The following is a 13,929-nucleotide window of genomic DNA, read 5'->3' on the forward strand; positions in this document are numbered from 1 at the left end:
GTCCGGGTCCTTCCTGGGCGACGGTCAGCGGGCGAGCTGCGGGGCGAGGGAGACCAGGAGGTCCACGCCGACCCCGTGGACGTCGGCGGAGGCCGGGCTGGTGTCCCTCACCCGGGCGTACGGGTCAAGCGGCGGCGCGACGTACCCGTACGGGCCGCTGCCGGATCCGAACGCGACCCCGCCCTGCTCCGTCTGCTCGACGTCGACGCGCTGCGCCAGGAACGCGGCCACGCGGCGCTGCAGCCGGCCCCGCACGGCCTTCATCGGCCACGTCTTCGGGTCGGTCGGACGGGCGGGCAGGAAGTGCGCGACGGCCCGTTCCACGGCGCGCACGGGCCCCTCGATCTGCACATCGGCGACGGGGTTGGAGCCGTTCAGGGTGGCCGAGTAGCGGCAGCCGCTCGAGGACCAGGTGACGGTGGACGTGTTCCGCAGCAGTCCCCCACGCTCATAGGTGGCGGCACCCTGGGCGCGCATCGCGGCGCCGATCTCGTACAGCAGCGCCAGACGCGCGCGGGCCGGGTCGTCGTCCTCGTGGGCGCGGGCGGCGGCCTCGTCGTCGATGACGGGCAGCACCAGGCGCAGCACCTCGCGGGCGACCTTCGCGGGGGCGAGGGCGTGCAGCGTGAAGTCCGGCCGGTACGGCTCACGGCCGGGGAGCTGCCATCCGACCTCGGTTTCCCACGGGCGGGTCACCAGGATCACGGCGCGCTCCCCCTGCACGATGCGGGCGGCGGGGTGCCGGGCGGTCCACCACGGGGCGTAGGGCTCCACGGTCCAGGGCACGCCGGCGCGGGCGGGCAGCAGCGCGGCGACGTGCTCGGCGAGCGTCACGGCGGGGGAGTCGGGGCGGGCCGGGGCGGCGGTGGGCGGGGTCATGGCGTGCGGCCTTTCGAGCAAGGGCCGCACCCCCGGGCAGGGGCAGGAGGTGCGGCCGGGCGGGCGAGGGGTCAGACCAGGAGCGCGGCGACGGACAGCAGCAGGTCGGTGCCGATGGCGGAGAACTCGGCGACGACTCGGGTGGTGTCGTCCGCGGTCGCGTCCGGCGTGGGCTTTTCCGGGCGGGCGATGTACCCGGGGACGTCCCCGAGGCGGCCGAACTCGAGCTCGTCGACTCCCAGGGGCCGAAGCTGCGGGAACCGGGCCGTCAGATGCCGCGTGAGCGTGCCTTCGGCGTCCTGGGGGGCGTGCCCGTCGGCGGGGGGCAGCAGGACCGGCAGAACGGCGTACAGGCCGTGCACGGGCCCGTCGTAGGTGAGGGTGAGCTGACCGGCCAGGCCGTACACGGACAGGCCCCACTTCCCGCCGGCGGTGCCCTCCCACTCCAGGGCGGGCCCGGTCAGCGTGTCCTCGACGGCCGGGTGCGCGCCGTGGTCGATCAGCTCGAACCCGACTTCCGACAGGTCCGCGGCCTTCGCGGTGACGACTCCCTGCCACCCGTTCTCGTGGTGGACGCGGGCCGCGGCCTCCCTCTCCAGGCGGGGCAGCACGGTACGCAGGATCCGTCCGGCGAGCGTGGCGACGGGGTGCGGGGCGTCCTGGGCGACGACGACGTCCGGGGTCACGGGGAACATGTCGGCGTCGTCGACGAACACCTCGATGCGGCCGCCGCTTTCGGCGATGATCAGCGCGCGGTGCCCGTTGGTGAGCCGGGACGTCGCGGCGTGGGGCCGGACGCAGTACGGGGCGGGGGTGACCTTCCACGCTTCACCGCGGCGGGCGGGCAGGAGAGCGGCGAGCGGCGCCGCGGTGGCGGCGTGGGCGATGGCAGTGATCACAGGGGGCGGTCCTTCGGTTCGTGGTCGGTCCGGCGCGGTGCTCTCCGGCCGGGCAAGGTGGCCATGCGGGTAGTGCTTGCGTCACGCCCCGGGGCGGCTCGAGGTCGTCCAGGCCCCGGGGCGCGACAGCCGAAAGCCGGCTCTCTCACCGGGTAGTACGCCGAACAGGCGCGCCTTGTGACGCGCCTGTTCGGCGTGGGGCCCTACCGGCGGCAGTCGAACAGCGCGGTGCAGCCGTCGGGGCAGGAGTGGACGTGTGTGGCGGCGAGGAGCAAGCGCACGTTGCTGGCGCCCTGGGCGCGGCGGGGGGTGCCGTTGTTGCCCTGGACCACCTCGGCGCGCAGCACCTTGCCGGAGCGCTTGCCGATCTGGATGGTGCCGAACGTGCCGTGCTTGCCGCCCGCGTTGAGGTGGATACGGCGCACACCGCGGTAGGTGCCCCCGTCGGTGAGGCGGAACCCCTCCTTCTCGGCGAGCTGGAGGGTGCTGACGGTGTATGGGGTGAGGCCGGTGAGGTCGAGCGGCGCCGGAGCGGCCGGGGCCGGGGCGACGCGGGCGGGGGCGGCGGGGGCGGCGGGGGCGGTCATGATGCGGTCGTAGGCGTCGTGCAGGTTCAGCGCGGTCTGCAGGCAGGCGGTCACGGCCTCCGTGCCGCGCGCGGCGTGCAGGGCGTCGTGCGCCTCGGCGAGCTGGGCGAGCACGGCCGCGGCGCGGGTCCGTCGGCCCACCCCGGCGGCGGTGAACGCCTTCACGGGCGGGGTCGGCATGGCGCGGCGGCTGAACGGCTCGAGCACGTACGCGGTGAAGTCGGCGGGCAAGCCCGTGCCCGGGGTCTCCTCCACCAGCCAACGGGCCTCCACTAGGGGCATGCTTGCCTCGAACGGCAGCACGTTGGTGAGGGTGATGCCGTCGACGACGTCCGGCTCCTCAGCCTCGAACGCGGTGGCGGAGGCGTCCAGGAAGCCGGCGATCTGCAGCAGGACCGCGGCGACGTCGGGGCGCTCGGTGGCGCGGGTGCGGACGACGTCGGCGATGGCGCGGGTACGGACGGCGCGCACGAGGTTGGGGTTGGTGGTCACGGCCATGGTGGGTGTCTCCGATCGGCGGGGAGGGGGCCGCGCCCCGGGGTCGGGGCGCGGCGGGGGTTGCGTCCGGTCAGGCGGCGGCGCGGGCGGGGGCCGGGCGGCCGAGGGCGAGCGCGGCGAGGAACGCGGCCACCTCGTCGTTCTTCGGCCGGTACCCGGTCAGGGCGACGGCGCGGATGTCCTCGCGGGTCCACAGGGCGGCGGGGACGACGCGGTGCCGCTTCTTGCGGGCGAGGTCGCCGGTGCGGGCGACGGTCAGGCCCTTCTTGCCCTTGCGCTTCTTCGTGGTGGTGCCCGCGCCCGGGATGCGGTCGGCGGCCTTCGCCTTCTTCGTGATGGTGGCCGCGTAGTTGTGGGCGACCAGCGGGGTGACGCCACCGGCGATGAGGTGGGCGGAGGTGGCCGCGGGGCCGGCGTTCACGGCCTTCACGGCGGCGCGGATCTCGCGGGCGGTACGGGCGCGGTCGCGGAGTGCGGCGCGGCGGGGGTCGACCTTGTGGGTACGGGCAGAAGCCATGGGGTGCTCCTCGGTTCGTGGTCGTTGGCGGTGCTCTCCACCAACACCACGAATAGTACACCCTCACGAATCTAGGGGGAAGCGGAACGGCAGAACCGGCCAGCGTTTCCGCAGATGGACACGCGCCCGACTCCGTCCGGGAGGGGCGGGTGCGTTCCCTTGGGGTCGCCGTTCCGGTCAGAACAGGGTGTCGGCGTCCGCGGCCGGGGGCGGGGCGGACCGGCTGGTGCGCGGCGCCCGGCGGCCGGTGGGCTCGTCCCCGAACAGGGCGTCGGTGCCGTAGGCGTCCGGCACGGCCAGCACGGGCCGCTTCACCTCGTCGGTGTCCACCAGGGCGAGCGGCGCGCCCTCGTCGAAGTCGGCGCGGCGCATGGCGGACCAGTCGCGGCCCTGGGGGCTGGTGGCAGTGCTCATGGGTCTCTCCTGTCTGGGGGCGGTGCGGGCGGCCGGGGCGCCGTGCGGGGCGCCCCGGTAGGGGTGGGGAGCTGTCAGGCGCGGGGGCGGGTGTCGGGGAGCTTGCCGACGGCGGCGGCCAGGCCGAGGCGGAACCACTCGGCGCGCGGGGAGTCCCACTCGGCGCGGACGAACTCCGGCAGCTCGAACCCGAGGTGTGTACGGGGCGCGCCCGGGTGCGGGTCGACCGGCTCGGGCTCCGGCTCGGCGACGGGCGCGGTGATGGCCTCCACGCACTCGCTGGTGAAGCGGCCGGGCCCCCACTCGTAATCGGCCCCCGGGCCCGTCAGCGCCCACACGGCCTGTCCGCCCGTCTGGAAGGCGTAGGCCAGTTCCCACGTGCGGCCGAGGTGCGTCACCTCGAACGTCCGGGCCTTGCCGGGCTTGAGGGTGGCGGTGAAGGGCACGCCGGCGTTCTCCAGGGCGGTGCGGAGCTGCTCGATGTGCTTCGCGGGGATGCGGGGCTTGGACACGGGGGCCTCTCTGCAGTACGGGGGGAGGGGCCGGGGCGCGGCAGGGGCGCCCCGGCGGGTGGTCAGTGGTGGGCGGGCCGGCTCACGGCTCGTTGCGCTGGACCCACTGGGTGTCAAGCTCGAACAGGGCTGCGGCGAACGCGTCCGTGCCCGGGGTGGCGTCCAGGCGGGCGAGCTGCTCGCGGCCGCTGGGGACGGCGTGGGTGACTCCATCGGTGTCGGTGTAGGCGTACGCCTCGCGGGCCGCTACGGTCGCGCACAGCTCGGCGTACTCGATCTCTCCGCGGCACTCGTCCGGCACGCCGAGCGCGTCCGCCTGTCCGTCGACCCATCCGTCATGCCACGCGACCGTGCCCGGGTCGCTGCCGTCGCCGACGGCGTTCGAGTAGGTGGGGACCTTGCTGTCACCCAGGGCGGCCACGCCCGCCTTCCAGCCGGCGTTGTAGGCGGTCACCAGCGGCTCCTCGGTGGCCGTGGCGGAGACGCTGGGGCGGGGCGCGGGGGCCGCGGTGGTGTCGGTGCCCGGGGTGGCGCCCAGGGCGGCCGCGGTGCCCAGGATGACGGTCGCCAGTCCGGCGGTGATGATCGCGGCCGGGCGGGGCCGGCGGGTGAAGAAGCGGCGGACGTTGCGCATCGGGGTGTTCCTTCGGTTCGTGGTGGTGGGGCCCCGGTTGCTCTCCGGGGCCGGTAGGGCGGTGCGCCCTGCGCCTACGCCGGGCGGGCCGGCGCGGGGGCGGGGCGCACCGCCCGCCGGGTGTGGCGGGCGGTGCGGTGCGGGGTCAGAGGGTGACGATCTCGTGGGGGAGTTCGTCGGCGGAGATGTCGCCGAGGGCGTGCAGTTCCGCGCTGTCGGCGTCGCCCAGCGTGATGCGGGTGATGACGTGGTCGTCGCGGGTGGTGAACGCGGCGGTGAAGTCCTTGAGCGCGAGCGTCTGCAGCGCGGTGCGGGCGGCGGAGGGGGTGGCGGCGTTCATGCGGACGGTGATCGTGCCCGGGGCGCTCAGGGTGACGGTGCCGGGCACCGTGTCGTCGTCGGCCAGTTCGGCGCTCTCCGCGTCGTCGACGGTGACGTACCCGATGACGTGTCCGTCGCAGGTGGGGATCTCGACGTCGAAGTCCTCGAACTCGATCTCCTCGAGCGCTTCGCGGGCGCCGTCGGCGTCGCCGGCGTTCATGCGGATGGTGACGGTGCCGTCGACGCTCAGGATGACCGGCGCGCCGTGGGTGGCGATGACGTACTTGACCTCGTCGGTCAGCGCGGTGTCCTCCATCCCTTCAAGGGTGGGGTTGGCCATGCCCTGCAGCGTCATCCAGGGCTCCGCGGCGCCGCGCATTTCGATGGTCTCGAGGAACAGGGGCGCGGCGGTCTCTGCGTCCAGGACGGCGCCGTCGGCGAGGTTCCAGGCGTAGCCCATGCCGTGCACGTCGTCGTAGTGGTCGTGCACGGAGACGGCGACCACGGCCGGCCGGTTGTCGGCGATCACGGCGGTGAGCGCCTGCAGGAAGGCGGAGACGTCGGCGGGGGCGAAGTCCATCTCTCCGGACTGGAACATGCCGCGCACGGACCAGGACTCGTCAGCGGTGCGGAGGCGGATGTACATCTTCGCGTCGTCTTCAAAGACGCTGTTGAAGGCGCCGGCGAAGAGGGAAGCGGCGCGGGCCGCGGGGGTGAGGGTGGCGTTCATGGGGTGTTCCTTCCGTTCGTGGTGGGCCCCGGCGCTCTCCAGGGCGGCGGGGTGAACCGCTGAGGAGAACAGTACACCCTCATGAATGTTGCGCAACCCCTGATCTCTCAACTCTCTAGAAAATGCAGGTGAAGACCGGAATTCCTCGAGTCATTCCGACCCCCGTGATTTATCTGGGTTGCATATTCTGCCGGTACGGCTGTACGGTCAGGGCACGCCACAACGGCGGGCCGGGGCGAGCATCCCCAGCCGGACCACGAACCGAGGAGCACCCGATGATCACTGCCACCGAGCGCGCCGAAGCGATGGCGCTGCAGGTCTTCATCTCCGCCCGACTGCACAACGACCGCGTCATCACGCACGACCTGGTCGACGCCGTCATGTCCCGCGACGCCCTCAAGGAGCAGGGCAAGGCCAACAAGGAGACGGTCCGCCGCATCATCCGCAAGCGCGCCGCCTCGGAGCGCTGCCGCGTCATCTTCACCGACGAAGAGCGCTACTGGGCGATCCGCGAGCAGCTCCACCACATGAGCCGCGACGAGGTGCAGGCACTGCGCGACAGCATCGCCGACGGCGGCCACGACGACCCCCGCGGCTGGGACCGCGTCCTGAACGACGCGATCAGCGTGCGTCTGTCCAACCGCCCCGCCCCCCGCCGGCTGGACCACGCCGAGCCGGTCACCATCCGCCTGTGGAAGCAGCCGCGCCACCTGATGCCGTTTCCCGAGGACGTCGTCGACGCCCCGCACACCCTCTACATCGACGGAGTGCCGCGCCGCGAGGGCATCCCCGCCGCACGCATCCGCACCATCGTGAACAACCGCCGCTTTGCGGGCCGGCCCGTCGAGCAGGACGCCACCGGCGCCATCATCTGCGACACCCGCCGCTACGCCCCCCAGCGGGCCGCCGAGGAGGTCCCCACCGTCCGGGAGCAGCAGCGCGAGGCGCTCGCCCGTATCCAGGCCAAGGCCGACGCCCAGCGTGCCGAGCACCGCGCCGAGATGGACGACCGGATCGCCGCCGAGCACCAGGAGCACGGCGCGCCCGCCCCGGCCGCCGTTCAGGCCCGCATCGACGCCCGCACCCCCGACCGGACGCCCGCGCGCCGTGTGCTGGAGGGCCTGGTCGTCACCCACGACGGCACGGCCACCGGCAGCACCCCGAGCAACGCCGCGCACCCCAACGTCGTGGCCGCCCGTGCCGCTCTCGACAACATGGCCGCCGCGACCATGACGGAGCACCACGACGTGACCGAGCCGACCGGCGACGAGGTGAACGTGCGCGGGTACCTGGTCCAGCCGCGGGAAGGTGACCGGGTCGCTGTCTACTGGCTCGAGGGCGGCCGGATCGTCCGGCACGACGACCCCGCCTTCGGCCCGTCCCTGGACTGCCTCTCGTACCGGCTCGAGTGCCGCGGCTGGACCGTGGAGCCGATGCTTCGGTCGTCCCTGTGCGTGTTCGCCCACCGTCCCGCCGAGGAGCAGCGCCCGGCCGTCGAGGCGCACCAGGACGTCGCCGCCGGCGGGGTCGCCGCCGAAGTCGGCCGCCGCGTGCTTGCCGAAGCCGGAGAGAGCCCGGCCGACTCCGCAACCCTGTTCGTCGCGCTCGCCGCGTACGAGTCCACCGTCCAGGCGCGTCTCACCATCAACGACGAGAGCCTCACCCTGGTTGCCCGCCACCTGCTGGAGTTCTCGGCGGACCATGCGCAGCACGCCCAGATCATGGCCGCGTACCGGGCCGTCGATGACGCCCGGAGCGCCTTGGAGGACGCGACCGGCCTCACCGCCCGCGCCGAGGCCAGGAAGGCGGCCATTGCCGCTGTCGAGCAGGCCCGTACGGTCATCCTCTCCGTCGCCCCGCGCGCGCACCGGATGCACGGCACCGACATGCCCGCCACGGCACCCGACATCCGCGCGGCCGCCCTGGCGTACAACGCCGTTGAAAGCACGCGTGAGGAGCTGTCCGCCATCGTGACCGGCACCCCCAAGGTCCGCGTCCACTGCGCCAGCGACTCCGGTACCGGCTGGAGCATCACCGCCACCATCACGGCCGGGGTCGACACCCCCCAGGGGATGTTCATCCCTGCGCACCCGCCCCTCGTCGTGAAGTTCCCCCGCCGGGACGGACGGGAAGACGCGGCTGTCAACACCCACCGGGTTATCAGCTCCCGATTCCTCGTCGGTGTCCCCGTCGAGTACGTCACCGACCGCCGGCCCTGACCACGACCCCGGGATGCCGCCCACCCGCCCCGGTGGGCGGCATCCCGGCGGCCCATACGCGCTCGCGCGCGTGTGGACGGTCCAGAAAGTCCAGAAACCCGTCTCTCCTGCCCTGTCGTTGCTCTCTTGCCCTCGGTGTCCGTCGGGGTGCTGTAGGGCGCTGTGAGGAAGGCTCAGCCGTTCATGCTCCCCTCTTGGATTCGCTCCCATCTCCCCGGCCCATCGCCGCAGTCGTTCGTGTCGTTCACGGATGAGGTGGCCCGCCTGTTGGGTCTGCCGCCGGCCCGTCCGTCGGACACGGTGCAGCGGGCCTATGACACCGACCGCGTATGGATGCTGTGGCGCACCACCCAGGGCGGGGCGACGCTCACCCTCGAGCGGCCGTACGCGGACCCGCGGGAGCGCCTGGTGCTCGTCGTCGAGTGGCACCAGCCGCCGGCCCCGGAGACGGTCGCCGCGATGGTCCGGGCGTACGAGGGGCGCGGCCGTGGCCGGTCCCGTCTCGCCCGGCTGTTCCGCAGCCACTGACTCGGCCCCGCCGTGAGCGACTGGAACGGCAACCCCGGGTGAGCGTGTCCATCCGTCCCATGCGAGTCAAACGTGTCTCCATCTGCGGAAATCCTGGCCAGCCTCGCCGTTCTCCCCCTGGATATTCTCTAGGGTGTATCATTCCAAGCGTTGGCGGAGAGCGCCGCCGACGACCACGAAGAGAGGACCCCGCGCATGAGCGCGCACGTCGAGATCCCCCGCCCGCACGAGACGGCCCCCGGCCGGTTCACCGCCGATCTGGCGTTCCCCGACCCGTCCAAGCGCAGGGCGCAGCAGCACCACGACGTCGCTTGGGCCCTGGCCCAGGTCCACGGCCTGGACGCGTCGACGCCGTACAAGGTCAACCGCCGCTGGTCCATCTACGAGGAGCAGTGGGGCAACGGGGAGCGGAACGGGTGGTTGGACATGCGCCGGCTGTGTGTCGACGGGCCCGCCCGGGAGCTCGCCCGGTACCTGGTCGCGCTGGAGCGGGTCCTGGACGAGGTGGAGGCCCTGGCGACGCGCGCGGTGCGTGTGTTCGGCCAGTGGAAGCGGTCCGTGGCCGCTGAGCCGCACCTGGCGTACGAGGACGCGTCCACGATGCGCACCCGGGTCCGGGAGTTCCGCGCGGGCGTCCTGCGGTCCCTGGTGGCCGGTCTGGGCGCCCCCCGGCCGGCCGCGGTCGAGCGGGACAGCTCCCGGCCGCTGTGGGAGCAGAGCCGGGCGGTCGCCGAGGAGGTGCGGGCCGCCGCGGGCGGGGTCGACCTCGAACGGGCCGACGACAGCGCGGTGACGGCCCTCATGGCGCGGATGGTGCCCGCAGCGGTCGCCGAGGCGGAGCGCCTGGCCGCCCTCGAGGCCGCCCGGGTGGAGGCGGAGCGCCTGGAGGCGGAGCGGGTGGAGCTGTTCCGGCAGGTCGACGCGGCGTGCGCGCGGGAGGCCGACGAGGCGGACGCCGAGCGGTACGCGCGGGACGGGCAGGGGGCGCTGTTCCCCGTGTCGGAGGCCCGGCCGGCGCTGGTGGTGCCCCCGCCCATGCCGGTGAAGCCGCGCCGCGCGCCCCGTAGGCGCGTGCCCGTGGCGGCCCGGTTCCCGGAGGGGACCACGAACGTCGTGATCAGCCGAGAGCAGGTGGAGCACTTCAATCCGGGCATGGCGGCCGCCATCTGGCCGGAGGTGAGCGCGGACCGCCAGCGGTACGCCCCCGCGGCCTGACAGCTCCCCGGGCACGTAGGGTCCCCAGGGCTCCTGGAATGTGCATCCATGGCGAATCGCTGGGGTGCTGTCTCCAGGATTTCCTGGGGAGTCCCTAGACGTGATTTACCTGGGTGTACTATTCTCTGTGTTGGCGGGAGAGCAACCCGCCACACCACGAAGGAGGAGCACCCCGTGAACGCTGCCCCGACCATCAAGGCCCTGGCCGAGCTCACCGAGCAGTACGGGCCGATGCGCACCGTCCTGCACCACCTGGGCCTTACCGACGTGCCCGCGGAGCAGGACCAGGCGTACATGTTCAACATCCTCAGCGGCGACGAGCTGCGCGAGTCGGTCATCAAGGCCGACGACGGCAGCGCGGACCTGGTCATCCGGTTCATCGAGTACATCGACCCGGTCACCCAGCGCCGCCGGTTCGCCGTCGACTACTGGTCCATCAACGCCTACTGGGCCACCGACCACGAGCACCGCGCCGTCGCCGAGAAGGCGTACGAGGACGCCGTGCGCACCGAGTTCGCCCGCCCGACGCTGCGCCTCTCCCGGGCGCGGTTCGAGCGGGGCCTGGCGAGCTTCTACGACCGCACCGACGTCCAGCCGTAGCCCTTCCCCCCTCCCGCCGGGGCGCGACCGTACACGCCGCGCCCCGGCACCCTCCCCCAGCTCACCGCAACCTCTCGAGGAGACACCCCGCCATGGCCACGAAGACCGGCATCGACACCGTCCCCACCGACTACCAGGCCCGCTTGTTGCTCGCCGCGCTCGCCGACCCCCAGCACCGCATCCCGTCCGATGCCAGGGGCCGCACGCTTGACATCATGCTGAGCCGCCAGTGGATCCGCCCCCGCCGGCTGACGTCGTCCCTGGCGTTCGTCAAGTCGGGTGTGCGCGACTGGGTCCTTACCCACCACGGCGTCAACGCCGCGAACAAGGTGAAGGCCGCCCAGGGCAGCGGGCCCGAGAAGCGCACACGGGTCGTCGACGTCGAGGGCATCGGCTGGACCTGCGAGAGGCCGGGGCGCAAGTGGACCGCGGAGTACGAGGGCGTGAAGTTCGAGCTCGAGCGCCGCACCCGCAACGTGGCCGACGGGTGCCCGGACACCGGTTGGTACCTGTACGGCGGTAGCCACTTCGGCGAATACATGGCCGCTGGCTTCAAGGAGGCCGCCACCGCGGCGTTCCCGTATGTCTGCCCGAAGGAAGGCCACCCGCAGCCGGCCGCCGAGGTGCAGGCGCTCGCCGAGCGGTTCCCGGCCGGTTCCCCGGCCATCTACGTGCCCGAGGGCTCCACGGAGCGGGACGTCGTCGTCGTGAACTCCGGGCCCGACCAGGACGGCACCGTCGAGGTGCTCAGCATGCAGCAGGGCGGCAAGGCGCTCCGTGTCCCGCTCGCCGCGCTGGAGGAACTGCCCGAGCTGCCCCCGGAGCCCGAGGGTGAGATCACCGACTGGTGGACGATCACGGACGCCCAGGGCGCGGAGCTCACCCGCGTACAGGCCGAGGACGACCCCCGGGCGCGGAAGGCAGCCATGCGGCACGCGGCGGTCGTCGCGGCGGTCCGCCGGGACAAGGGGTTCGCCGTGCGCCGTCTGCGCACCTCGGAACTGTCCGTCCCCGTCGGAGAGCTGCGCGGAGTGCCCCGCTTCCCCCCGGCCCCGGCCGTCCAAAGCGTCTGACCGCCCCTCCGGCCGGGGCGCGTCCCCACCGCGCCCCGGGCCCGCATCCGCCCCTCTCCGCCCGCCCTACGCCCCCTTGAGGACCACGCCATGCAGACCATCGCCCTGTTCGACTTCCCCGCCGCCCTGGCCCCCGTGCGGCCGCGCGTCCCGCTCGCGTTGGGAGAGATGCCCGTCTCGAGCGTTCCGGCCGCGTACGACCGTGGGCACCTCTACAGCCCGAAGGAGGGCACGGCCGAGCGGGTCGACCACCGGCCCGGCGACCGGTTCGCGCCGCTCCCGAAGGCCCCGCACGAGCCGAAGGCGTGGGGCACCTGGTGGAGGGCCGAGGCGAACGCGCCCACGCCGGATTACCTGGGGCTGGAGCCCGGCGACGTGATCACCCTCGTGGACGACGTCACCGCGACCGTCGTTTCCACCTGTCGGTTCGGCGCGGTCGTCCGGTACGAGGTGCCGCCGTCGCCGTGGGCCGCCGAGACGCACGTGGACATGTACGTGACCGCGCGAAACCAGTTCGGCCACTGGTACCGCTGACCGCCGCCCGCCCCTCCCTGTCCGCTCCACGCCCCTCGAGGACGCCCGCCATGCAGACCGCCGCCTTGTTCGACCTTCCCGCCATCGAGACGCCCGCCCAGGGCCGCCCCACCTTGAAGGTGAAGGGCCGGTTCGCGCGCCGGTCCGCCCCTGTGGAACAGCTCGTCGTCCAGGCCGCGCCCGCGGCCGCCGCGCCGGCGAAGCCGAAGCGGAAGCGGTCCCCGCGCAAGGTGCACGCGTCCGTGCCCCTCGAGCCGTCGACAACCGTGCCGGATGAGCTGATCCGCAACGCCGACTGGGTTGTTATCTCGAGCTCGGGTGGTAAGGACTCGCAGGCGATGCTGTCGCACGTCGTCGAGCGTGCGCGGGCCCTGGGGATGCTGGGCAAGGTCGTCGTTGTTCATGCGGACCTGGGTCGGGTCGAGTGGGGCGGCACGCTCGAGCTGGCGGCCGCACAGGCGCGGCTCGCCGGGGTCCGCCGGTTCGAGGTGGTCCGGGCGCAGGGCGCCGATCTCCTCGACCGGGTCGAGATCAGGTACGGCAAGCTCAAGGCGAAGGCGGAACAGGAAGCCATCGAGCGGGGCGAGGACCCGGCCGCGGTGACGGTTCCGCCGGCGTGGCCGTCGAGTTCCGCGCGCTGGTGCACCCCAGACGCGAAGCGGGGCCCGATCCGGACTCTCTACACGCGGCTTGTCGCGGAGCTCGCGCACCTGGGCCGGCCCGTGCGGATCCTGGAGTGCATCGGGCAGCGGGCCGCGGAGAGCACTCAGCGGGCGAAGCTCGCCGAGGTGGAGATCAACCGCGGGGCGAGCAACGGCAAGCGACACGTCACCACGTGGCGGCCTATCCACGGCTGGAGTGACGCCGCCGTGTGGCAGGAGATCGGCCGGTCCGGTCTGCCGTACCACTCGGCTTATGACTGGGGAAATCGGCGTTTGAGCTGTGTGTTCTGTGTCCTTGGGTGCAACAGCGACTTGGTGAACGGTGCGCGCCGGATGCCGGAGCTCGCCGCGGCCTACGCTGCGACCGAAGTGAAGGTCGGGGCCGACTTCAAGAAGGGTTTGTCCATGCGGGAGATCATCCGCCGCGCCCAGGTCCTGGAGGCGGAGGAGGGGCCCGCCAAGTGGCCGCCGGCGGGGACGGAGCTGTCCAAGTACGTCGGCAAGCGCAAGACGGCCGCGTACCTCGCCCGCGTGGACGAGCTGCGCACGCGCTACGACCTCACCGCCTGATCTGCACCACGCCCGCGCTGGGCCCGTCCCGGCGCGGGCCGACGAGCCGCGCTTCGGCGCCCGCCTGTCAGTGACAGATGGCAGGCTGACCACCGTCCGACCCTCCCGAGAAGGACCCACACCATGCCCTCGTTCGACACCCTCGCCCACGCCAACGGACTACGGGAAGCGCTGGACCAGCTCGACGTCTGGTTGGCCCGCGAGCGGGAGACCGCGCTGGACGCCACGCTGCCCGTCGAGGAGCGGGTGAGCGCCGGTGTCGCGTACTCCGAGCTGGTGCACACCCTGCGCGTCCACCTGGGCGCCGCTCGGGACGCCCTGCCGGTCCTGGAGACCCGCCAGGCGTACAGCCCGGTTGCGGCCACCGGCCCGGAGCGGTCGCCGGAGGCCGCGCGGCTGTGGGCTGCGGCGGCCGCCGCGGAGTCGGCCGCCGCCGTCCTGAGCGCCGTACTGCAGATGCTGCCCCTCGACGGTGGCAGGGTCCGCGACCGGGCCGCGCTCGAGGACCCGCATATGGACCTGGGTGACTGACCGGCC

At 73.3% G+C, this 13,929-nt stretch carries 16 protein-coding genes; 8 read left to right on the top strand and 8 right to left on the bottom strand.

From position 1 onward, the window contains the following. Positions 1–24: 24 nt before the first annotated feature. The 8 genes from FHS37_RS32910 to FHS37_RS32945 form a co-directional block, all read right to left on the bottom strand. Positions 25–879 carry a hypothetical protein gene (locus FHS37_RS32910; RefSeq protein WP_184828022.1) on the bottom strand — a complete coding sequence of 285 codons (855 nt, stop codon included), beginning with the start codon at positions 877–879 and terminating at the stop codon, positions 25–27. 71 nt (positions 880–950) lie between these two features. Next, positions 951–1,778, bottom strand: coding sequence for a hypothetical protein (locus FHS37_RS32915; protein WP_184828024.1), 828 nt, complete (start codon positions 1,776–1,778; stop codon positions 951–953). 203 nt (positions 1,779–1,981) lie between these two features. Continuing rightward, positions 1,982–2,863: a hypothetical protein gene (locus tag FHS37_RS32920; protein WP_184828026.1), complete on the bottom strand. Its 882-nt coding sequence runs from the start codon at positions 2,861–2,863 to the stop codon at positions 1,982–1,984. Positions 2,864–2,933: 70 nt separating this feature from the next. Next, a complete protein-coding gene (locus tag FHS37_RS32925; RefSeq protein ID WP_184828028.1) occupies positions 2,934–3,380 on the bottom strand; it encodes a hypothetical protein in 447 nt (148 codons plus the stop codon). 177 nt (positions 3,381–3,557) lie between these two features. Continuing rightward, complete coding sequence (locus FHS37_RS32930; protein ID WP_184828030.1) at positions 3,558–3,794, bottom strand: hypothetical protein; 237 nt, start codon at positions 3,792–3,794, stop codon at positions 3,558–3,560. A gap of 74 nt (positions 3,795–3,868) precedes the next feature. Further along, entirely contained in the window at positions 3,869–4,306 is a 438-nt protein-coding gene (locus tag FHS37_RS32935; protein ID WP_184828032.1) for a hypothetical protein, read from the bottom strand. 82 nt (positions 4,307–4,388) lie between these two features. Further along, positions 4,389–4,940, bottom strand: coding sequence for a hypothetical protein (locus FHS37_RS32940; protein WP_184828034.1), 552 nt, complete (start codon positions 4,938–4,940; stop codon positions 4,389–4,391). Positions 4,941–5,085: 145 nt separating this feature from the next. Further along, positions 5,086–5,991 (bottom strand): hypothetical protein, encoded by a 906-nt coding sequence (locus FHS37_RS32945; RefSeq protein WP_184828036.1) that lies wholly within the window; start codon positions 5,989–5,991, stop codon positions 5,086–5,088. A gap of 275 nt (positions 5,992–6,266) precedes the next feature. Here FHS37_RS32945 and FHS37_RS32950 point away from each other — a divergent pair, with 275 nt between their 5' ends. The 8 genes from FHS37_RS32950 to FHS37_RS32985 all read left to right on the top strand — a co-directional run bounded on the left by FHS37_RS32950 (position 6,267) and on the right by FHS37_RS32985 (position 13,923). Continuing rightward, positions 6,267–8,210: a hypothetical protein gene (locus tag FHS37_RS32950; protein WP_184828038.1), complete on the top strand. Its 1,944-nt coding sequence runs from the start codon at positions 6,267–6,269 to the stop codon at positions 8,208–8,210. A gap of 267 nt (positions 8,211–8,477) precedes the next feature. Then, positions 8,478–8,738, top strand: a complete 261-nt coding sequence (locus FHS37_RS32955; RefSeq protein ID WP_190012473.1) for a hypothetical protein — start codon at positions 8,478–8,480, stop codon at positions 8,736–8,738. 195 nt (positions 8,739–8,933) lie between these two features. After that, positions 8,934–9,953, top strand: coding sequence for a hypothetical protein (locus FHS37_RS32960; protein WP_184828042.1), 1,020 nt, complete (start codon positions 8,934–8,936; stop codon positions 9,951–9,953). A 174-nt stretch (positions 9,954–10,127) separates the two neighbouring features. Next, entirely contained in the window at positions 10,128–10,553 is a 426-nt protein-coding gene (locus FHS37_RS32965) for a hypothetical protein (RefSeq protein ID WP_184828044.1), read from the top strand. Between the two features lie 92 nt (positions 10,554–10,645). Continuing rightward, the gene (locus tag FHS37_RS32970; protein ID WP_184828046.1) at positions 10,646–11,626 is read left to right on the top strand and encodes a hypothetical protein; all 981 of its coding nucleotides are present in this window, start codon (positions 10,646–10,648) and stop codon (positions 11,624–11,626) included. Positions 11,627–11,716: 90 nt separating this feature from the next. Further along, positions 11,717–12,160 (top strand): hypothetical protein, encoded by a 444-nt coding sequence (locus tag FHS37_RS32975; protein ID WP_184828048.1) that lies wholly within the window; start codon positions 11,717–11,719, stop codon positions 12,158–12,160. Positions 12,161–12,210: 50 nt separating this feature from the next. Then, entirely contained in the window at positions 12,211–13,392 is a 1,182-nt protein-coding gene (locus FHS37_RS32980) for a phosphoadenosine phosphosulfate reductase domain-containing protein (protein WP_184828050.1), read from the top strand. A gap of 123 nt (positions 13,393–13,515) precedes the next feature. Then, complete coding sequence (locus tag FHS37_RS32985) at positions 13,516–13,923, top strand: hypothetical protein (protein ID WP_184828052.1); 408 nt, start codon at positions 13,516–13,518, stop codon at positions 13,921–13,923. The last annotated feature ends 6 nt before the right edge of the window (positions 13,924–13,929 follow it).

It is taken from the genome of Streptomyces griseomycini, from assembly GCF_014203535.1.
Lineage (GTDB): Bacteria > Actinomycetota > Actinomycetes > Streptomycetales > Streptomycetaceae > Streptomyces > Streptomyces griseomycini.